This is a genomic window from Pedobacter psychrotolerans (assembly GCF_004340665.1).
Lineage (GTDB): Bacteria > Bacteroidota > Bacteroidia > Sphingobacteriales > Sphingobacteriaceae > Pedobacter > Pedobacter psychrotolerans.
This window is the reverse complement of sequence record NZ_SLWO01000001.1, coordinates 312,450-332,757: the sequence shown is the minus strand read 5'-3', so window position 1 is coordinate 332,757 and position 20,308 is coordinate 312,450. Positions and strand designations below refer to the sequence as shown.

Sequence of the window (20,308 nt, the reverse complement as noted above, 5' to 3'; positions counted from 1 at the left end):
CGTTCTTAAATTCCTAAACCCCTTTATGGGTTTTTGGCAAAATGCAGAGAATAATCATTTTATGTTCAACCATAAGGTGAAGATTAAGGGTGCATTAGATCAGGTTGAAATCGTTTTTGATGACAAGATGATTCCGCATATTTTTGCGCAGAATGATCATGATCTTTATCTGGCTCAGGGCTACGTAACCGCCATGCACCGCCTTTGGCAAATGGATTTTCAAACTCGGTTTGCAGCAGGTAGAATCAGCGAAGTGGTGGTTTCAGAACCTGCACGGGAAAGCGACCGTTATCAACGTAGAATGGGTATGGTATATGGTGCCGAAAATTCGCTTAAGGGGATGATGGCCGATCCAAAATCAAAAGAAATGATCTTGGCATACACGGAGGGAATTAACGCGTATATTAAAACTTTGTCTCATGCAAATTATCCTCTGGAATATAAAATATTAGACTTTAAGCCAGAAAACTGGACGCCATTAAAATGTGCACTCTTATTAAAACAAATGTCGGCCATTTTAGCTATGGGATCAGATGAATTTTACATGACCAATATTCTGAAAAAGTTTGGCCCTGAAATCACTAAAAATCTTTTTCCTGATTATCCGTTTAAAGAAGACCCCATTATTCCGGTTGGCACAAAATGGAATTTCACGCCATTGCCTATTCCTAAAACCCCGGAAAGTTTTACTGCTTCTCAAACTGGTAATGTGCAAACAAAAGAAAAGGTAGAAGGCATAGGCAGTAATAACTGGGCACTCTCAGGAAGTAAAACAGCATCAGGATATCCTATTTTAGCCAATGATCCACATCTGGAATTGAGCCTGCCTTCCATCTGGTATCAGATTCAGTTACATGCCCCAGGCATTAATACTTATGGTGTTTCTCTTCCTGGTGCGCCTGGAATTATCATAGGCTTTAACCAAAGAATTGCCTGGGGTGTTACCAACGTTGCTGCAGATGTTCTTGATTTCTATCAAATCAAATTTAAAGACAGTTCTCATAATGAATACTGGTACAATAATAAATGGAATAAAACGACTAAACGCCTGGAGGTGATTAAAATCCGTGGAAGTAAAGATCTTATAGACACTGTTTACTATACCCATCAAGGGCCTGTAGTTTATCTTCAAAAATCAAATTTTGTTAAAGCGAACAGCGTGCCCGTGGGTGATGCTTTACGATGGATTGCACATGACAGTTCAAACGAACTCATGACTTTTTACTACCTGAACCGGGGCAAAAACTACAATGATTATAGAAAAGCATTAACATATTATACCGCACCTGCTCAAAACTTTGTGTTTGCGAGTGTAGATAATGATATCGCAATTACACCGAATGGTAAGTTTCCACTCAAATGGAAAAACCAGGGAAAGTTTATTCTGGATGGTACCGATCCGGCATATGATTGGCATGGCTGGATTCCGGCTTCGCAAAACCCGACTGTAAAAAACCCACCAAGAGGTTTCGTAAGTTCGGCTAATCAATCTTCAACCGATCAAACTTATCCTTATTATCTTAATTGGGAATTCTCACCTTATGAACGAGGAAAGCGAATTAATGATCGGCTTACGGCGATGAATAAAGCTACACTGGATAGCATCAGGCTGATGCAAACTGATAATTACAGCATTCTGGCCCAAAACCTGATTCCGGCAGTATTGCCACTCTTAAATCCTGAAAAGTTAAACGCTACGCAAAAAGAGGCTTTAAGTTATGTAACCAAGTGGAACAAACGTTATGATGCGAATGAAATTGCTGCCAGTATTTTTGAAATCTGGACCAAACGCCTTGCATTTGATATCTGGGATGATGAATTTACGGTTAAAGGTGTTCCTATGCGCTATCCTTCCAGAGACCGCACGGTTGAAATGATCTTAAAAGAACCTGCTGCCAAATGGTTTGATAATGTAAACACCAGTCAGAAAGAAACTCTTTCAGATTTGGTTAATGAATCCTTCAAATATAGCTGTGATAGTTTGGAACGTAGATTTGGTCCGATAAATAAAGACTGGAGATGGTCTAATCTAAAACAAAGTAATGTGCCACACCTGGCAAAAATACCTGGATTTGGATCTAAAGTATTGCAAATTGGCGGCGCAAAAAGTACCATAAACGCATTAAGTGAAAGCAATGGCCCATCCTGGAGGATGGTTATCGAACTTGGTAAAAACCCTAAAGGACATGGTGTTTATCCGGGTGGGCAATCTGGTAATCCAGGAAGCAAGTTTTATGATAATATGATTGATACCTGGGCTAGTGGTCAGTTATATGATTTGTTTTATATGCAAACGCCAGATGATCAGTCTGGAAAAGTTATCTCTCGTTTAAAAATTTCTAAATAATTTAAAATGGTTTTCATTGTTATTGTCATCATCTGCTTTCTGCTCCAAATGATTGCACCTTGGTGGATTATTATTGTTGTAGCCTTTGCCACTTGCGGCATTATAGGTAAAACCGGCAAAATTGCCTTCTGGCATTCTTTCTTCGCCATATGCTTATTATGGATTGGCTATTCATTATTTAAAAGCTTACCAAATGACAACTTACTGGCCAGCCGTGTGGCCGTGATGACTGGTGTAAAGCTTTGGTGGGCATTATTACTGGTAACCGGGATTTTAAGCGGCTTAGTGGCTGGCATTAGTGGTTACTGTGGCTATCAATTTAGAATGGCGATGCTTGCCAAAAAAACTGACGATAAAATAGCATAAGGCTTCGTACTTTTACGTCGTGAATTCTATACCAACAGATATTTTTGCAATAAATGATGCACAGGCTTTTCAAGACCAGGCTTTAGCTACCTTTAAATCACAGGCCAAAAACTGCCAGGTTTATCAGGAATATATCCATCATTTAAAGATTGATGTCGATCAGATATCAACCATTGAACAAATTCCATTTCTGCCCATTGGTTTTTTCAAAACGCATCAGATAGTGAGTAATCAAAATCCTGTTGAAATAATTTTTAGTAGCTCAGGTACTACAGGGATGACACAAAGCAGCCATCACGTAACCGATGTGGCTTTATATGAGCAAAGCTACCTGCGTGCTTTTGATCATTTTTATGGCAAAGTATCTGATTACTGCTTTTTGGCTTTGCTTCCTTCCTACCAACAAAGATCAGGTTCTTCTTTAATTTACATGGTTAATGATCTGATTGAAAAAAGTAATCATCCACAGAGCGGGTATTTTTTAGATAACCATGATGATCTTTTGCAAACCTTAGTAGACCTTAAAAACAAGAAACAACCTACTGTTTTAATTGGTGTAACTTATGCCTTGCTAGATTTTGTAGAGAAATTTGACATCAGTTTCCCTGATCTTATTGTGATGGAAACAGGTGGTATGAAGGGCAGAAGAAAAGAAATGGTTCGGGAAGAACTTCACCAGCAATTAACCGAAGGCTTTGGTGTACCTGCTATTCACAGTGAGTATGGAATGACCGAATTGCTTTCTCAGGCTTATTCTTTAGGTGAGGGCGTTTTTCAGTGTCCAGGCTGGATGAAGGTATTAATCCGGGATACCAATGATCCTTTAACACTAATTCCTGAAGGAAAAACTGGTGGGATAAATGTAATTGATCTCGCCAATATTAATTCTTGCTCTTTCATCGCCACGCAGGATTTGGGTAGAATAAATGCTGACGATAGTTTTGAAGTTTTAGGCAGGTTTGATAACGCTGATATTAGGGGTTGCAATTTGCTTGTGCAGTAATTCAATTACTCTAAAAACTCAATTAGCTAAAACAATTACCTCCTAAAAAGGATTATTGATACAAAACTTAGACTATGAGAAATATCTTTTTAGCAGCACTAACTATAACAGGTTTATTTGTGGCTTCATGTAATGGGAAACAAGCAGATCAGGAAAATGCAGATAGTACCTATAAATATTCAGATACGAATAAAAAAGATTCAGCAATGATGGATACCACAAAAGGTAAGGTATATGCAGATTCAACGACTAATGCTCCAGCTGATGCCAAGCACTAGTGTGATCCTTTTTGACAACTAATTGTTAATTATTTTTATCTAAACAATAAAGGCTCAATTACTTTGAGCCTTTATTGTTTAGAGTCTATTCTGCAATCAGCAAGAAATAGTTTTTCTTTCCTTTTTGCACCACAATAAACTGATCATTGATCAGGTTTTCAGTATTAAAAACCTGCATGGCATCAGCTACTTTTTCTTTATTTACTGAAACACCTCCACCCTGAATTAATTTCTTTGTTTCGCCTTTAGAAGGAAAAACGGTAGCTTTCTCTGCAAGTAAAGTTGCAGCATCAATACCAGCGCTTAATTCTGATTTTGAAATATTGAACTGAGGAATACCTTCAAACATTTCCAGCACCTGGTTTTCTGACAAGCTTTTCAAAAATTCCAGTGAGCCATTTCCAAATAAAAATTCCGAGGTTTTAATAGCTGTTTCCAAAGCCTCAGCAGAGTGAGTTTTAATTGTAATATCTTCTGCTAACGCTTTTTGCAAAATACGCAAATGCGGTGCTGCATTGTGTTCTATTTCTAAAGCTTCGATTTCCTCTTTATTTTTCAGGGTAAAAATCCTAATCCATTTCTTCACATCATCATCCGATGCATTTAACCAAAACTGATAAAATTTATATGGAGATGTTTTCGCCGGATCTAACCAAACGGCACCACTCTCCGTTTTGCCAAACTTAGTTCCATCTGCTTTTTTAATGAGTTGTGTGGTAATGGCATAAGCCGTTCCGGCATCTTTCCTTCTTATTAACTCAGTACCGGTTACAATATTTCCCCACTGATCGGAACCACCCATCTGCACCAGGCAGTTTTCGTTTTTCCATAAATGATAGAAATCATAGCCCTGAATCAACTGGTAACAGAATTCGGTAAAAGATAGACCAGAATCTCCTTCTAAGCGTCTTTTAACGCTATCCTTCGCCATCATATAGTTTACGGTAATATGCTTGCCTACATCTCTGATAAACGTAAACAGGTTCATGTCCTTAAACCAGTCCGCATTGTTTACCATTACCGCACCATTTCCACCCTCTTCAAATTTTAAGAATTTGGAGAGTTGATTTTTCATTCCCTTTAGGTTATGCTCAATCATTTCTGGTGTTTGAAGGTTACGTTCATCCGACTTACCAGAAGGATCTCCAACCATACCGGTAGCTCCTCCAACCAATGCAAACGGCTTATGCCCTGCATTTTGGAAGTGAATGAGCGTCATAATTTGCGTTAAATGGCCAACATGAAGTGAGTCAGCAGTAGGGTCGAAACCGATATAACCAGATGTCATACCTTCATTCAACTTTTCTTCAGTATTTGGCATTATATCATGCAGCATGCCGCGCCACCTTAACTCTTCAACAAAATTTGTCATTATATAGGCAATTTATTCTTCGTGGGTGCAAAGATAAAATTTTCACTTACTTTAATGCAAATTAGTTAGCACCAGAAACCAGCTTTTATTATACTCAAATCAGTACACTCAATTACGCCGTTCATTTCCAAATAACCTGATTAAAAGCCTCACATGGCCGGAGAAAATTCAGATATACCATTAATACCTTTTTACTGTTGATATTTCGCATAACTAAAGAAAATATTACCTTGCAACATGAACTTTCTATCCCATTATTATTTCGAAAGATTAACGCAGGATGCTAACATAGTAATGGGGACGGTTTTGCCCGATCTGATCAAAAACGCTTCGAAGGAATCTAATTTATACCCGCAGAAAAATGAATTTCTTTTTAAAGGTAATCCAGATGAAGAAAACTTGCTTAAAGGCTGGAAAAGACATTTAGCTGTTGACTTATATTTTCATTCATCTGATTTCTTTTTGGAAAAAACTGCACTACTAAAAGAACTCATTAAACCTATAGTAACCGATACGCCGATTCGCCCCTCATTTCTGGCCCATATTAGTTTGGAATTACTGTTAGATCATTTATTAATTGAGCACAATCTTATTCAGGTTAATCATTTTTACGATAAACTAATTGCTGTTAATCCCAGTTCATTAACTGATTTTCTTGAGCATTGTGGCCTTAAAAACCAAATCATTTTCACTAAATTCCTGGAAAGCTTTATTAGTAGCAAATATTTATTAAGCTATCAAAAGCTGGAAAACATTAGCTATGCCTTAAATAGAATCTGCATGCGCCTGTGGCCCGAAACTTTAAACGAATTTCAACTCCAGGAACTAACATTTCAATTGGGAATTTTTAAACCCATTTTAGCAAATGATTTCATGGTGATTTTTGATGAGATTGAGCAAAAATTAATATAAATCATTCCGATAATCACTTCAACAACCTTGCAATTTGAAAGTGATACTTTCAAATTACAAGGTTTAATCATATATTTGTTGCAATCTGAAAGCCAGCATTTCAAATTACAAGGTTATGATTGAAAGATTAATAAAGCAAAAAATTATTAAAGGTTTGAAAAGTGTTCCAATTGTTGCGCTTTTAGGGCCAAGACAAGTGGGTAAAACAACACTGGCATTTCAAATTTCCGGCGAATTTTCAGATAAAAAAACGAGCTATCTCGATCTTGAACTAGATACTGATATCAACAAGCTTCAGGATTCTGAAAGCTATTTAAAAAGATTCGAAAATGTAATCCTGATTATTGATGAGGTTCAGCGTAAACCAGATCTTTTCCCTAACCTAAGGGGAATAGTCGACCTTAGGAGGCGCGCAGGTGAGCAAGCTGGTCATTTTCTTCTGCTGGGCTCAGCATCTAGAGACCTGCTACAACTTTCATCAGAAACATTAGCAGGAAGAATCAGGTACATAGAACTTACGCCTTTTAATGCACTGGAAATTTATAATCATGATCCACTTGGGTTTAGCGTAGAAAAGCTTTGGTTCAGAGGTGGATTTCCAGGGAGTTTTCTTGCTATTGATGCTGAAGAAAGCTGGGAGTGGCTAAATGATTTTATTTCTACTTATGTAGAACGCGATATTCCACTCATGGGACCAAGCATACCGGCAAACCGGTTAAAAAGATTTTGGTCTATGCTTGCTCATTTTAACGGACAGCAAGTAGTTTATACCGATTTAGCCAAAAGCCTGGAGGTGAGCCATCCAACTGTTAAATTATATCTGGATGTATTAACAGATTTTTACATGGTGAGGCAATTGCAACCGTGGGCAGGAAATACTAAAAAAAGATTGGTAAAATCTCCAAAAATCTATATCCGCGACACCGGAATTCTTCATAAACTGCTTAACATATCCAGTCTGGAAGACCTTCTTGGGAACCCATCACTAGGATCAAGCTGGGAAGGCTTTGTAGTAGAAAACATTATTAACCAATTATCCAGCAAATGGCAGTATAGTTATTACAGATCCGCCACACAAACGGAGATTGATCTTGTTTTGGAAGGTCCAAATCATAAAATCTGGGCAGTTGAGGTTAAAAGATCCGCCTCACCTAAGATTAAAAAAGGTTTTCATATCGCATGTGAAGATATTGGCGCAACAGCTAAATTTGTAGTGTATTCTGGCACTGAAAGGTATCCACTACCAAACAATACTGAAGCCATTGGTCTGATTGAGTTTCTTCAACTGTTAAATAAAGACAGTGATCAGGATCCAGTTTAATGGCATTTAAAAAATCGCTGCATACTATTGTCATTCATTAAGCATAGCAGGTTAAATCTGAAAAATCAGGAGATACGTTTGAAATGAGGTCATTTTAGATGATTAATTCATTCATTTCTCCCAGCTTTTTGTTCTTCAAAAACGTAAAAGCGAGGTAACCTTTTTTATCTTTGTGCTATGTCGCTGTTTACAATAAAAGAAGAAATGGATGCGCTGGTTGCCGAACTTAACCAGCACAATTATAATTATTACGTGTTGGCCATGCCAACTATAGGCGATTTTGAGTTTGATAAAAAATTAAAGCATCTGGCTGAACTAGAGCTGGCGAACCCAGATTACGCTGATCCAAATTCACCAACTCAACGTGTTGGTGGCGATATCACGAAAAATTTCATCACTGTTCAGCATAAATATCCCATGCTTTCTCTTGGCAATACTTATAATGAGCAAGATCTTCGCGACTTCGATGAAAGGATTCGAAAAGCAATAGGAGATAATTTTGAATATGTTTGCGAATTAAAATTCGATGGACTATCGATTAGTTTAACATATGAAAATGGAAAACTGATTAGGGCGGTAACCCGTGGCGATGGTACAAAAGGCGATGATGTGACCAATAATGTGAAAACAATTCACACTATTCCCCATCAAATTAAACCAGACCAGGCACCAGAACATTTCGAAATCAGAGGCGAGATTTTCATGCATAAAGCTGCTTTCCTTCGTTTAAATGCTGCCCGTGAGGAACTTGGTGAAATCGCATATGCTAATCCCAGAAATTTTGCTTCCGGAACCATCAAAATGCAGGACAGCAAGGAAGTGGCTAAACGACCACTTGATGGTTTTATCTATTTTCTCTATACCGATAAAAATGAATTCAAAAATCATTGGGATAGTCTGGAAGCAGTAAAAAAATGGGGATTTCATGTTTGCGAGCATAATCGCCTGGTTCAAAATATAGATGATGTATTGGCTTTCATTCATCACTGGGAAAATGAGCGTTTTAAATTAAGCTATGATATTGATGGTATCGTTATTAAGGTAAATAGTTATGCGCAGCAGCAGGAATTGGGTTTTACGGCCAAATCTCCACGTTGGGCTATATCATATAAATATAAAGCTGCTGAAGTAGAAACCATTCTTGAAAAGGTTACTTATCAGGTTGGCCGTACCGGAGCAGTTACGCCAGTTGCAAATCTCAAGCCCGTTCTACTTGCAGGTACAACAGTAAAAAGGGCAACTCTTCATAATGCCAACGAAATCGAAAGGTTAGATTTGCACGAAGGCGATGCTGTTTTTGTAGAAAAAGGCGGAGAAATCATTCCGAAGATTATTAGAGTGAATCTGGATAAGCGCCTTGCCGGATCTAAAAAAGTTCATTATTTGCATAACTGCCCCGAATGTGGAACCGAACTCATTAGAAAAGAAGGCGAAGCAGTTCATTATTGTCTCAATGATGAAGGTTGCCCACCACAGATCATAGGGAAAATACAACATTTCATTTCTCGCAAGGCAATGAATATTGATGGACTTGGAGATGAAACCATTGAAACCTTTTATAAATATGGCTTGGTGAATCACATCAGTGACCTCTATACTTTATATCAAAAAGCAGATCAATTAAAAGGTCTGGATCGGTTTGGCGAACGCTCTATCGAGAACATGCTAATGGGCATAGAAAAATCGAAAGAAATGCCTTTTGAAAAGGTACTCTTTGGTTTAGGTATTCGTTATGTAGGCGAAACAGTTGCCAAAAAACTATCAGCTGGCGTAAAAAACATAGATAATCTATCTAAAGCTACTGTTGAAGAGCTGATAGCCATAGATGAAATCGGACAAAGAATTGCAGAAAGTATTGTTGAGTACTTCGCAAAAAAAGAGCATCTGGATCAAATAGAATTATTAAAATTAGCCAATTTGCGCTTCGAAATTGAAGAAAAACTAATTGAGCTGGCAAGTGATAAACTTATTGGAAAAACATTCGTAATTTCGGGAGTTTTTGAAAGTTATAGTCGGGATGAACTCAAAGATATGATTGAAGCAAATGGCGGTAAAATACTTAGCGGAATTTCTGGCAAGTTAAATTATCTTGTTGCTGGTGATAATATGGGCCCATCCAAACTTGAAAAAGCAACCAAGTTAAAAGTTCCGATTATCAGCGATGATGATCTTTTGAAAATGCTTAAATAAAAAATGTGTGAATGATAGATTTAGAGAATGACCGAATGCTCACATTCTTCATTCTCTAAATCAAAACTCAATAATTAAAATATATAATGAACAAATTTCAGGGTACTGGTGTGGCATTGGTTACACCTTTCAATGCAGATGGATCTGTTGATTATAACGGTTTAAAAAACCTGATTAATCATTTGATCGACGGAGGGATAGATTACCTCGTTTCTTTAGGTACAACTGGTGAAACCGCCACCATGACTAAGGAAGAGAAGAAGAAGGTGTGGGCCTATACTGCTGAAATTAATAATAACAGATTACCATTAGTTGCCGGAATTGGGGGCAATAATACACTTTCCGTTGCAGAAGACATTAAGTCTTTCGATACGACAGGTTATAGTGCTATTTTATCGGTTAGTCCATACTATAATAAACCAACACAAGAAGGGATTTATCAACATTACAAATATTTAGCTGAAGTTTCGCCACTGGATCTTATTCTATATAATGTTCCAGGACGTACCATGAGTAATATGAGCCCGGAAACTACTTGTAGGTTAGCACATGATTTCAAAAACATCATTGCCACTAAAGAAGCATCAGGAAGTTTTGATCAGTTTAACCAGATTATGAGGGATAAGCCTGAAGATTTCCTTTTAATTTCTGGTGATGATCCGATTACACTACCGATGATTGCCTTAGGTGCCTCTGGGATTATTTCAGTTGTTGCCAATGCCGTCCCTAGGCAGTTTTCTGACATGGTTAGACAGTGCCTAAATGGAGATTTTAAAGGTGCCGTTCCTGCACATTTGAACTTAATTGAATTTACACGTTTGGCTTTTGCAGAAGGAAATCCTGCTGGCATAAAAGCTGCACTGAAACATTTAGGTGTGTGTGGTGATACGGTAAGGTTACCATTGATAAAAGCCTCTTCTACATTGGACGAGACTATTGTAAATGAATTAGAAAAGCTTGCTCAACTGGCATAATCTATAAAATATACCGGTTTGAAAAATTAAGCTTATATATATCATAAACAGGTTAACACTATTGCATATCCACGATAGCTTTAACCTGTTTTTTTATGCGTAATTAAAAAATTACATCGCATTATTTCATTACAAGTCAATAACTTACAGCACTACTTTAAATCTCTTGCTATTTTGCATTAATATTCCAAGCAGGAATACTATGCAGACATAGAAATTGAATGTATATTGAAATACACAAATAAAACACATTCAATGAAAAAACTACTATCATGGGCCCTGCTGGCAGCATTAGCCAGCGGCTGTGCCACCCGCAACCCAAAAAACGCCAGAGCATCAACACCTGTTATTGGAATGAATCTCGAAGACTTTAAATTATCTTATCCCCGTGCCAACCTGGTCTATCTGGCTAATGATACCACCACTTATGAAATAGATATTGATAGAGGTATGAATGACTTGAAGGCCATGTCCGATTTCTTTCACTTCAAAAAGGATAAGCTTTATAAATTTGAACATAAAACGCATTATTTTAATCAGTCAAAGGTTCAAATTAACACATCGAAAGATCAAAAAAACTAATATCTATAGAATAGATGATTATACATTCAATAAAACAACAAAGGCCCTCTTCAAATTTTGAAGAGAGCCTTTTAATTGATATTAAATCTTCTTAATCTTTATTTTTTGCATCCTGCACTTCTAAACGAATAGCCTGAGCTAAGTTTTTTAAATCCTGCATACCTTTACGAACACGGGTGCCAGCAGCGCTATTACCTTTGTTATAGAACTTATCTGCATCAGCTTCCAAAGCTGTAATTAAACTTTTTACTTCTTCAAATTTTTTCATTTTTTTGGACTCCTATCGTTTTTAAGGGTTTGATTTTTAATTACCTAGCTCTAATTTAAATGGTTTGTTGCACAAACAAAAATATTAATCAATAAAAATAGCGGTTTAAAGTGCTTTTTTTCTTCTTAAGACTGATCAAGGCCAGATGAAAAAATATTATTAAAGCAAAAAAGCCAATTATTTAAAATAATTGGCTTCCATATTTCATTATTATGATCACTTAAGCAATTGCAAACTGATTTTCTTTATAATAACCGTTTTCTAATTTTTCTGACACTTCGCTGAATGCATCTAATGTCCTTTGAACATCTTCTAATGTATGTACAGCAGTTGGTATTAAACGCAATTCGATCATTCCTTTAGGAATTACCGGATACACTACGATTGAACAGAATATACTATAATTTTCACGTAAATCAAAGGTAATGGCTGTAGCATCAGTTAATTCCCCCTTTAAGAAAACCGGTGTCACTACTGAATTGGTTACGCCTAAATCGAAACCGCGTTCACGCAACCCTCTTTGTAAAGTCGTAGCAATTTCCCATAATTTATCTTTAAGCTCAGGTTTGCTTTTTAACAACTCCAAACGCTTTAATAATCCTTTAACCATTGGCATAGGTAATGCTTTGGCAAAGGTTTGAGAACGCATGTTATACCTTAAGAAATTTGTAATTTCTTCTGTAGAAGCTACGAAAGCACCAATACCAGCCATTGACTTAGCAAATGTACCAAAGTAAACATCAATGCCTTCAATGCAATCCTGTGCCTCATGTGTACCTGCACCGGTTTTACCCATGGTTCCAAAACCGTGCGCATCATCAACTAAGATTCTGAATTCAAAATCATTTTTAAGATCTACGATTTCTTTTAATTTACCCTGCGCTCCACTCATTCCGAAAACACCTTCGGTAATTAACAAAATACCGCCTCCAGATTCTTTTGTAAGCCTGGTAGCACGTTCTAATTGCTTACGGGCGCTGTCTATATCATTGTGCTGATAAACAAATCTTTTACCCATATGTAAACGAAGACCATCAATAATACAAGCGTGTGATTCTGCATCATAAACGATAACATCATTTCTATCCACTAAGGTATCGATAATCGAAACCATACCCTGATAGCCATAATTTAATAAGAATGCATCAGGTTTACCAACAAAAGTTGCAAGTTCCTGCTCTAATTGCTCATGATATTTTGAGTTACCACTCATCATTCTAGCACCCATCGGGTAAGCCATACCGAATTCTGCTGCTGCCTCTGCATCAGCTTTTCTAACCTCCGGATGATTGGCTAAACCTAAATAATTATTTAAGCTCCAAACTAAATGCTCTTTTCCTTTAAATTGCATGTGTGGTGCAATTTCTCCCTCTAATTTTGGAAATGAGAAATACCCATGTGACCATTTTTGGTGTTGACCAAGTGGGCCCATGTGTTTTGCTATCTTGTCGAATATATCCAATGTACTATGTATTTGTATAATAAAAATTTTGCGAATTTAAGCTTTATTGATCTTAAAATCAATTAGATTAATCTTTTGCTTGTCAATTAAGATTTTTTAACAATCTAATTTTATGCCAAAAAAGCCCCCGATGTAATATCGAGGGCTTAAAATTATATTTGGTATGAATTAATCAACGTTATCGTGTAAAAAAGAATTATTCGGTCTGATCTCTGTACCACCATCCTGATCGTTGCTGAGCGTAAAACGACTCACCTGAGACTCTGATGAATGCTGAACTTGCTGCAATTGCATTTGTTTACGTTTATAAGCAGGTTCATTTTCTAATTCTTGAAGGCCATTTGTAGTGCGCAATTTCATACTTAAATCTTTCAGGCGTAAAATACGTTCTTTAGATTTTTTTAATTGCTCTTCCATAGATTCATCGTTTTTGTCGTCATCTAAACCTACCACTGGCATTTCAGGTTCTGGTGTTGGTTCAGCAACTGGTGTATCAAAAACATAATTAGGCTCAGCCAATTTAATTTCAAATTCAAAACCGGTTTCTTTCGACTCTTCTACCTGAGGTTCTTCTTCAACAAGTGTATGACGAACAATATGGGTATCTGGTTCCTGATGTTTCTGCGTTTCCGGTTTATTAAACATTCCACCAAAAAGATCAGCTTGAGACACTTCTTCTTTAGCCTTTAAAACCGGCTCATAAGAATGCTCTGTCTTTGGTTGAATAAAAGAATTTACGGCTTCAATCGGGCGAACCAATGGTGCTTCTTCTGGCGTTAACAGCGAAATTTTCTTTTTATTTTTTTCTTCATGTACCCGTTCTTCAGAAGTCTGGAAACCAGTCGCAATAATCGTTACCGATAATTTATCTTCCAGAGATTCATCTGTACAGTTACCCCAGATTAAATCTGCAGATAAACCAGCTTTATCCTGAATATAATCAGTAATGATAGACACTTCATCCATTGTTACCTCACGAAGACCAGAACTGATGTTCAATAAGATATAACGGGCGCCTTCAATTTCATTATCTTTTAAAAGTGGAGAAGCTAAAGCGCCTTCAACAGCCTCCAAAGCACGATCTTCACCATCAGCAGAGTGACTACCCATAATGGCAACACCACTATCTTTCATCACCGTACGCACATCTTTAAAATCCACGTTGATATAACCTGGAACAGTAATGATTTCGGCGATACCTTTAGCAGCGGTAGTTAAAATATCATCGGCCTGGCCAAATGCAGAACCTAAGGTTAGGTTTCCAAAAATCTCGCGCAAGCGATCATTTGAAATAACCAGATAAGAATCTACATATTTCTTCAACTCTTCCATTCCTTCATCAGCTTGAAGACGACGTCTTTTCCCTTCGAATGAAAATGGAGTGGTGATGATAGCAACAGTTAAAATATCAAGTTCTTTAGCGGCTTTAGCAATAATCGGAGATGCACCTGTACCTGTACCACCACCCATTCCTGCAGTAATAAAAAGCATTTTGGTTGTACTACCCAGCATGGCTTTAATATCATCTATATTCTCTATTGCTGAGTTTTTACCAACCTCAGGAATAGAACCAGCCCCCATTCCTTCGGTTAAACTAGCACCCAATTGTACCTTGTTAGGTATAGGACTAGATTCCAAAGCCTGGGCATCTGTATTACAAATAATAAAATCTACACCAGTAATACCCGACAGGTACATATGGTTTACTGCGTTGCCGCCACCGCCTCCAACACCAATTACCTTGATGATTGAAGACTTATCTTTTAACATTTCGAACTGCATATCTTTATGAATCAGTTGTTTAAAAATTTTTAAATTCTGTTCATTACTCAATGTAATATTAACACTTTTTCAACATACGTTTTCCACAATTGTTAAGAATGTGGAAAACTCCCTTTTTGTGGAAAAGTTTTAACTTTTTAAGTAATCTTCATCACTCACATTCATGTCGTCCTGAATGAATGTTTTCGTTTTCGCCAATAATTTATCAAACAAACCTGGTCCACGTTTCTCTTTCTCTTTTATCGTTTTTGGCTTCTCTACGAATACGCCTGGCTGCTTCATTTCTTCAATCAGCTCTTCTGCTTTTTGAATACCTTTAATCAATAATCCAACGCTGGTTGCATACATTGGGCTTTTCAGGTCATCATAAATCGTTTTCGGCATATCTTCATATTTAGATAAATGCTCATTTGGATAACCAATACGGCAATCTAAACCTGTTACATATTCTACTGCCTGAGATAAGTGTTTTAACAATGCACCACCACCAGTAATCACGATACCACCAATTAATTTTTTCTCGTATCCGGAAGATTTGATTTCGTAATATACATGCTCAATAATTTCTTCCATCCTTGCCTGAATCACATAAGCAAGGTTTTTAACCGATATTTCCTTTGGTTCCCGGCCACGTAAACCTGGTACGCAAATGATTTCATTTTCTTTGTTCTCCTCAGCAAGTGCAGAACCGAAACGTGTTTTTAATAACTCAGCCTGATTACGCATCACAGAACAACCTTCTCTGATATCTTCAGTCACACTGTTACCTCCAAATGGAATTACGGCAGTGTGGCGGATAATACCTTCATGGAAAATGGCAATATCTGTAGTACCACCGCCAATATCTACCAATGCAATACCTGCTTCTTTCTCTTCATCGCTCAACACAGATTCAGAAGACGCCAGTGGCTCAAGAATTAAATCCTGAGTTTGTAATCCTGCATTGTTAACACATTTGATGATATTTTTAACAGCCGTAACCTGACCAGAAATGATATGGAAGTTAGCCTCCAAGCGTACTCCAGCCATACCAATAGGATCTTTGATTCCTGGCTCATTATCGATGGTGAATTCTTGTGGCAATACATGGATAATCTCCTCTCCAGGAGGCATCACCAATTTAAACATATCATCGATCAGCTTATCGATGTCTTTTTTACCTATTTCGTTATTTAACTCCCTTCTTGTTAAAATCCCTCTATGCTGTAAGCTCTTAATGTGCTGACCAGCAATCCCAACATTTACCACCTGTATTTCTACGTTGGATTGTCCGCTTGCAATCTCTACTGCCTGCGCGATGCCCTGTACTGTTTTTTGAATGTTAGAAACCACTCCACGTGTCACACCCGCCGATTCTGCCTTGCCTATTCCTAAGATTTCTATCTTACCATGTTGGGTTCTGCGACCAACGATAACACATATTTTTGTAGTACCGATATCCAATCCTACTACAATGGGAGACTGACTGGTAAATTTTGCCTTGTCCATATTTGTTAATTTTGCTGAGTTTTATATTGTTTTTCTAGGGCTTTTATTTCTCTTTCTCTTGCTTCCTTCTGTTTCTTAAGTGCTTGTGCGCTTAATACTGGTTTTGCCTTAGCTGTTGTTTTTTGCTTTTCTTCTTTTTTGGTATCTTTCGCCTTTGCAGCCTGAACTACAGGCTTTTTCGGTTCAGTCTTTTTTTCGATCTTTTTAACCTCTGTTTTTTTTAATTCTGGTTTTTTAACCTTAGGTTTCTTTGGTTCTGCCTTTTTAACTTCTGGTGTCAGAGTTGTTTTAACAGGCTCTTTTTTAATCACTGAAGCGATAGCATCTTTAACCAATGAATCTGATACCGTTTGCCGAACACGCACACTATCCATCTTTGTTAACCGCTTTAAATTTCTTGCGATTTCAGATGAGTCGCGTTTTTGACATACAATCTGGTTGGTATATTTGATATTAATGGTTTTATAGGCTTCCCAACCTACCTGTGGCATTGCTTTTTTATAGAAGATTAAAAGGTTATTCATTTTCTTTTCCAATGAATCTGCATTACCCAGAATGATGCGTTGATTACCCACCCTTGGAATCAGTTCCATATCATTCTGCTGATCTACTACAACCTGCTCAATCTGTGCGTCCCAAAGCGTATCTTTTTTGATGTATTGTGCAGTTTTATAAAGGTCTCGGGCTAATTTGGTATGCAGGGTATCAACACGGCTTCCAAAAACCTCGGTGATGTGTCCGGTAGCCACCAGCACATTTGCGGTGAAATTTGAAGAGGTCGGCATTTTTAAACCATCGTTGTCTATGTAGAAATCTTGTCCTGATTCATTTAATATACGTACAATGGGCTGTCTTTGTTTGACCTCAATATTTAAAACACCATCCATATCTACATAAACTTTTGCAAATGCGATGTAAGGATTAGATTGCAGTTTCTTTTCTATCTTATGAATGTTGATTTTCTCCAGATTACGTCCTAAAAGCACACCCTGATCTTCCTTTAAAATAGCATCAATTTCTTCTCTTTCAATGAAGTTATCTGCACCTGGAATTAAAATTTTTACATCGGTACATTTTACGTTTTGCTTTTTTACGTTGATAAAACTTAAAAGCACCACCACGCCTGCCAGGCTAATCAGCCAGGCAAAGCCAGTAAATATTGCGCTCCAGTCAAATCGTTTAAGCATGATTTAATATATTTTTAAGTTGTTCGATAATCGTATCAATGTCTCCAGCACCTACTGTTAAAATTAACTCAGGTTTTTCATCGCTGACATATTGGATTACCCCATCCTTTTCCATAACTCTTTTGCTTTCCAATGTAATTTTATCAAGTAAAAATTGAGCATTAATCCCTTCGAGTGGTAATTCGCGGGCCGGGTAAATATCCAGCAATAATAATTCGTCAACCGTACTCAAAACACTAGCAAAGTCATCAGCAAAATCTCGCGTACGGGTAAACAGGTGTGGCTGAAAAATTACCGTGAGTTTCTTCTCAGGATATAATTGTCTTACCGCATCGAAGCAAGCCCTTAATTCTTCAGGATGATGGGCATAATCATCAATATAAATCTGTTCATCATTATTTACAATATATTCAAAACGACGCTTTACGCCTTTAAAATTCGCAACCGCCTGTTTTACTTTTTCTGCATCTATACCCAGTTGTAAAGCAATGGCTATGGCAACCGTTGTATTTTCTACATTATGCTTGCCTGGCAACATCAAACTAATATCTCTTAGTTTCTGGTTTGAATCAGCATAATCAAAAACAAATTTCGATCCCTCTACTCTTAAATTTTCAGCCCTTGAAATAGCTGTAGCACTAGCGGCATAGGTAAGTCCATTTGCAAGTGATAATCCCTCATGCATATATAGCGTACCTTCATGTTTTAACTGACCTGCATATAACCGGAAGGATTCTTCCAGATGGCTTTTATCTCCGTAAATATCCAAGTGATCAGCATCCATTGAGGTAACAACGGCAATATCAGGGTGTAAAGTCAGAAATGAACGATCATATTCATCTGCTTCTACAACCACTACATTATTCTTACCAAATAATACGTTGCTGTTGTAATTACTGGCAATACCTCCTAAAAATGCAGTACAATCATAACCCGTATCTTTCAAAATATGTGCTACAATAGATGAGGTTGTTGTTTTTCCATGCGTACCGGCAATACCGATACAAAACATTCCCTTACTAATAATCCCTAAAACTTCAGATCTTTTTTTCAAAATGAAACCCAGATCCCTGAAATGATTTAGAATTTTAGAATCTTTCGGAATAGCGGGCGTATAAACCACTAAAGTATCTTCTTGTGGATTTAGAAATGTTTCAGGCAATGTAGATACCTCATCAACGTAAGTGATCTGTATACCTTCATTCTCTAATATTTCAGTTAGTCGGGTTTTAGTTTTATCATAACCACAAACCACCTGACCTCGTTTAGCAAAATAACGGGCAAGCGCACTCATGCCGATACCACCGACACCTACGAAAAACACCCTTTTTATTTTACTTAATTCCATTTTTATTAGATTTGAGATGGGAGATATGAGACACTAGACAAATGGTCTGATCTCAAATCACACATCTAGTTTCTCATATCTTTACTTAATCAATTTCAATACTTCACCAGCAATAATTTCATCTGCTGCCGGCAAAGCCATTTTACCTATACATTCAGATAACTTTACACACTGGCTTTCATCATTCAGCAACTCTAAGGCTGTTTTTACTAAAGTATCTTCAGCAGAACGGTCGTTAATTAACAATGCGGCGCCATTTTTAACCAATGCCATCGCATTTTTAGTCTGGTGATCTTCCGCAACATTTGGAGAAGGCACCAAAATTACTGGTTTTTTGATCAGACAAAGCTCTGCTATGGTTCCTGCTCCTGCTCTCGAGATAATTATATCAGCAGCTGCATAAGCCAAATCCATTTTATTCAAAAACTCCAGGATGCGCACATTGGGGTGATATTCAAGTCCCAATCTTTCAATTATCCCTTTGTAATAAAACTTGCCCGTTTGCCAGATAACCTGAACATCCTGAGCTAAAATTTCAGGCAGGTGCTTTTCGATGGCTTTATTCAAGGTTCCTGCGCCTAAGCTTCCACCCGTAACCATAATGGTTTTTTTCAATGGGTCTAGCTTTAAGAGCTCAGCACCTGCGTGATGTTTACCTTTGATATCCACTACGTCTTTCCGAACCGGATTTCCTGTTTTCAAGATCTTGTCTGCCGGAAAAAACTGATCCATCTCATCAAAAGCGACACAAATCTTTGATGCTTTTTTCCCCAGCCACTTGTTGGTTATTCCAGCGTATGAATTTTGTTCCTGTATCAAACTTGGAATCCCTTTCAAGGAGGCCGCATACAACAACGGACCTGAAGCATAACCACCTACACCTATAACCACATCAGGTTTAAAATCTTTAATAATCTCCAGGGCTCTTCTTACACTTCCGATTACTTTAAATGGCAAGGCCAGATTTTTCATAATCGAGCCGCGTTGCATGCCGCTGATATTTAAGCCAATAATTTTATATCCAGCAGCAGGAACTTTTTCCATTTCCATGCGTCCGTTTGCGCCCACAAATAAAATTTCACAGGAAGGAACCAAGCGTTTTAGCGCATTGGCTATGGCTACGGCAGGAAATATATGCCCGCCGGTGCCACCACCTGATATGATAATTTTTGGGGAATTATTCATTTTTTATCTTTAATTATTGAATGAAGGAATTTTGAATGAGGGAATGTTTACTAGCGATAGCTACATTTCATAATTCTGTTATTCTATCATTCTTTATTTTTATCTCTAATTATTGAATGTGTGAATTTTGAATGTGGGAATGTCTACTAGCGATAGCTACATTTCATAATTCTGTTATTCTATCATTCTTTATTTTTATCTCTAATTATTGAATGTGTGAATTTTGAATGTGGGAATGTCTAC

17 protein-coding genes are annotated in these 20,308 nt (G+C 37.3%); 9 read left to right on the top strand and 8 right to left on the bottom strand.

The window, feature by feature from the left end; genetic code table 11:
- Positions 1-25: 25 nt before the first annotated feature.
- From EV200_RS01415 to EV200_RS01400, 4 genes are all read left to right on the top strand, one after another.
- Positions 26-2,347, top strand: coding sequence for a penicillin acylase family protein (locus EV200_RS01415; protein WP_229676707.1), 2,322 nt, complete (start codon positions 26-28; stop codon positions 2,345-2,347).
- 6 nt (positions 2,348-2,353) lie between these two features.
- Positions 2,354-2,713 (top strand): hypothetical protein, encoded by a 360-nt coding sequence (locus EV200_RS01410; protein ID WP_132529042.1) that lies wholly within the window; start codon positions 2,354-2,356, stop codon positions 2,711-2,713.
- A gap of 19 nt (positions 2,714-2,732) precedes the next feature.
- Positions 2,733-3,716 carry a LuxE/PaaK family acyltransferase gene (locus EV200_RS01405; RefSeq protein WP_132529041.1) on the top strand — a complete coding sequence of 328 codons (984 nt, stop codon included), beginning with the start codon at positions 2,733-2,735 and terminating at the stop codon, positions 3,714-3,716.
- Between the two features lie 74 nt (positions 3,717-3,790).
- Positions 3,791-3,994 carry a hypothetical protein gene (locus tag EV200_RS01400; RefSeq protein WP_132529040.1) on the top strand — a complete coding sequence of 68 codons (204 nt, stop codon included), beginning with the start codon at positions 3,791-3,793 and terminating at the stop codon, positions 3,992-3,994.
- An 85-nt stretch (positions 3,995-4,079) separates the two neighbouring features.
- On the opposite strand, the gene tyrS is transcribed toward EV200_RS01400, so the two are convergent.
- Entirely contained in the window at positions 4,080-5,366 is a 1,287-nt protein-coding gene (tyrS, locus tag EV200_RS01395; RefSeq protein ID WP_132529039.1) for a tyrosine--tRNA ligase, read from the bottom strand.
- A gap of 237 nt (positions 5,367-5,603) precedes the next feature.
- Between tyrS and EV200_RS01390 the strand changes: the two genes are divergently transcribed.
- The 5 genes from EV200_RS01390 to EV200_RS01370 all read left to right on the top strand — a co-directional run bounded on the left by EV200_RS01390 (position 5,604) and on the right by EV200_RS01370 (position 11,345).
- On the top strand, positions 5,604-6,278 hold the full coding sequence (locus EV200_RS01390; protein WP_132529038.1) for an ACP phosphodiesterase: 675 nt from the start codon (positions 5,604-5,606) through the stop codon (positions 6,276-6,278).
- A 115-nt stretch (positions 6,279-6,393) separates the two neighbouring features.
- Positions 6,394-7,599, top strand: coding sequence for an ATP-binding protein (locus EV200_RS01385; RefSeq protein WP_132529037.1), 1,206 nt, complete (start codon positions 6,394-6,396; stop codon positions 7,597-7,599).
- A gap of 177 nt (positions 7,600-7,776) precedes the next feature.
- Positions 7,777-9,789, top strand: coding sequence for an NAD-dependent DNA ligase LigA (gene ligA, locus EV200_RS01380; RefSeq protein ID WP_132529036.1), 2,013 nt, complete (start codon positions 7,777-7,779; stop codon positions 9,787-9,789).
- Positions 9,790-9,875: 86 nt separating this feature from the next.
- Complete coding sequence (dapA, locus tag EV200_RS01375) at positions 9,876-10,763, top strand: 4-hydroxy-tetrahydrodipicolinate synthase (protein ID WP_132529035.1); 888 nt, start codon at positions 9,876-9,878, stop codon at positions 10,761-10,763.
- Positions 10,764-11,018: 255 nt separating this feature from the next.
- A complete protein-coding gene (locus EV200_RS01370; protein ID WP_132529034.1) occupies positions 11,019-11,345 on the top strand; it encodes a hypothetical protein in 327 nt (108 codons plus the stop codon).
- Positions 11,346-11,436: 91 nt separating this feature from the next.
- On the opposite strand, the gene EV200_RS01365 is transcribed toward EV200_RS01370, so the two are convergent.
- From EV200_RS01365 to murG, 7 genes are all read right to left on the bottom strand, one after another.
- Positions 11,437-11,613 carry a histone H1 gene (locus tag EV200_RS01365; protein WP_132529033.1) on the bottom strand — a complete coding sequence of 59 codons (177 nt, stop codon included), beginning with the start codon at positions 11,611-11,613 and terminating at the stop codon, positions 11,437-11,439.
- 220 nt (positions 11,614-11,833) lie between these two features.
- Entirely contained in the window at positions 11,834-13,075 is a 1,242-nt protein-coding gene (locus EV200_RS01360) for an aminotransferase class I/II-fold pyridoxal phosphate-dependent enzyme (protein WP_132529032.1), read from the bottom strand.
- 168 nt (positions 13,076-13,243) lie between these two features.
- Entirely contained in the window at positions 13,244-14,857 is a 1,614-nt protein-coding gene (ftsZ, locus tag EV200_RS01355; RefSeq protein WP_132529031.1) for a cell division protein FtsZ, read from the bottom strand.
- 129 nt (positions 14,858-14,986) lie between these two features.
- A complete protein-coding gene (gene ftsA, locus EV200_RS01350) occupies positions 14,987-16,345 on the bottom strand; it encodes a cell division protein FtsA (RefSeq protein WP_132529030.1) in 1,359 nt (452 codons plus the stop codon).
- 5 nt (positions 16,346-16,350) lie between these two features.
- Positions 16,351-17,532: a cell division protein FtsQ/DivIB gene (locus EV200_RS01345; RefSeq protein WP_132529029.1), complete on the bottom strand. Its 1,182-nt coding sequence runs from the start codon at positions 17,530-17,532 to the stop codon at positions 16,351-16,353.
- Entirely contained in the window at positions 17,525-18,880 is a 1,356-nt protein-coding gene (murC, locus tag EV200_RS01340) for a UDP-N-acetylmuramate--L-alanine ligase (protein ID WP_132529028.1), read from the bottom strand. Before murC ends, EV200_RS01345 begins: the two co-directional genes overlap by 8 nt.
- 81 nt (positions 18,881-18,961) lie before the next feature.
- Entirely contained in the window at positions 18,962-20,065 is a 1,104-nt protein-coding gene (gene murG, locus EV200_RS01335; RefSeq protein ID WP_132529027.1) for an undecaprenyldiphospho-muramoylpentapeptide beta-N-acetylglucosaminyltransferase, read from the bottom strand.
- Positions 20,066-20,308 lie beyond the last annotated feature (243 nt).

Excerpts from the sequence above, each read along its gene's own strand:
- EV200_RS01415 (WP_229676707.1), top strand. The coding sequence starts at position 26 with ATGGGTTTTTGGCAAAATGCAGAGAATAATCATTTTATGTTCAACCAT.
- EV200_RS01410 (WP_132529042.1), top strand. The coding sequence starts at position 2,354 with ATGGTTTTCATTGTTATTGTCATCATCTGCTTTCTGCTCCAAATGATT.
- EV200_RS01400 (WP_132529040.1), top strand. The coding sequence starts at position 3,791 with ATGAGAAATATCTTTTTAGCAGCACTAACTATAACAGGTTTATTTGTG.
- tyrS (WP_132529039.1), bottom strand. The coding sequence starts at position 5,366 with ATGACAAATTTTGTTGAAGAGTTAAGGTGGCGCGGCATGCTGCATGAT.
- EV200_RS01390 (WP_132529038.1), top strand. The coding sequence starts at position 5,604 with ATGAACTTTCTATCCCATTATTATTTCGAAAGATTAACGCAGGATGCT.
- EV200_RS01385 (WP_132529037.1), top strand. The coding sequence starts at position 6,394 with ATGATTGAAAGATTAATAAAGCAAAAAATTATTAAAGGTTTGAAAAGT.
- ligA (WP_132529036.1), top strand. The coding sequence starts at position 7,777 with ATGTCGCTGTTTACAATAAAAGAAGAAATGGATGCGCTGGTTGCCGAA.
- dapA (WP_132529035.1), top strand. The coding sequence starts at position 9,876 with ATGAACAAATTTCAGGGTACTGGTGTGGCATTGGTTACACCTTTCAAT.
- EV200_RS01370 (WP_132529034.1), top strand. The coding sequence starts at position 11,019 with ATGAAAAAACTACTATCATGGGCCCTGCTGGCAGCATTAGCCAGCGGC.
- EV200_RS01365 (WP_132529033.1), bottom strand. The coding sequence starts at position 11,613 with ATGAAAAAATTTGAAGAAGTAAAAAGTTTAATTACAGCTTTGGAAGCT.
- ftsZ (WP_132529031.1), bottom strand. The coding sequence starts at position 14,857 with ATGCAGTTCGAAATGTTAAAAGATAAGTCTTCAATCATCAAGGTAATT.
- ftsA (WP_132529030.1), bottom strand. The coding sequence starts at position 16,345 with ATGGACAAGGCAAAATTTACCAGTCAGTCTCCCATTGTAGTAGGATTG.
- EV200_RS01345 (WP_132529029.1), bottom strand. The coding sequence starts at position 17,532 with ATGCTTAAACGATTTGACTGGAGCGCAATATTTACTGGCTTTGCCTGG.
- murC (WP_132529028.1), bottom strand. The coding sequence starts at position 18,880 with ATGGAATTAAGTAAAATAAAAAGGGTGTTTTTCGTAGGTGTCGGTGGT.
- murG (WP_132529027.1), bottom strand. The coding sequence starts at position 20,065 with ATGAATAATTCCCCAAAAATTATCATATCAGGTGGTGGCACCGGCGGG.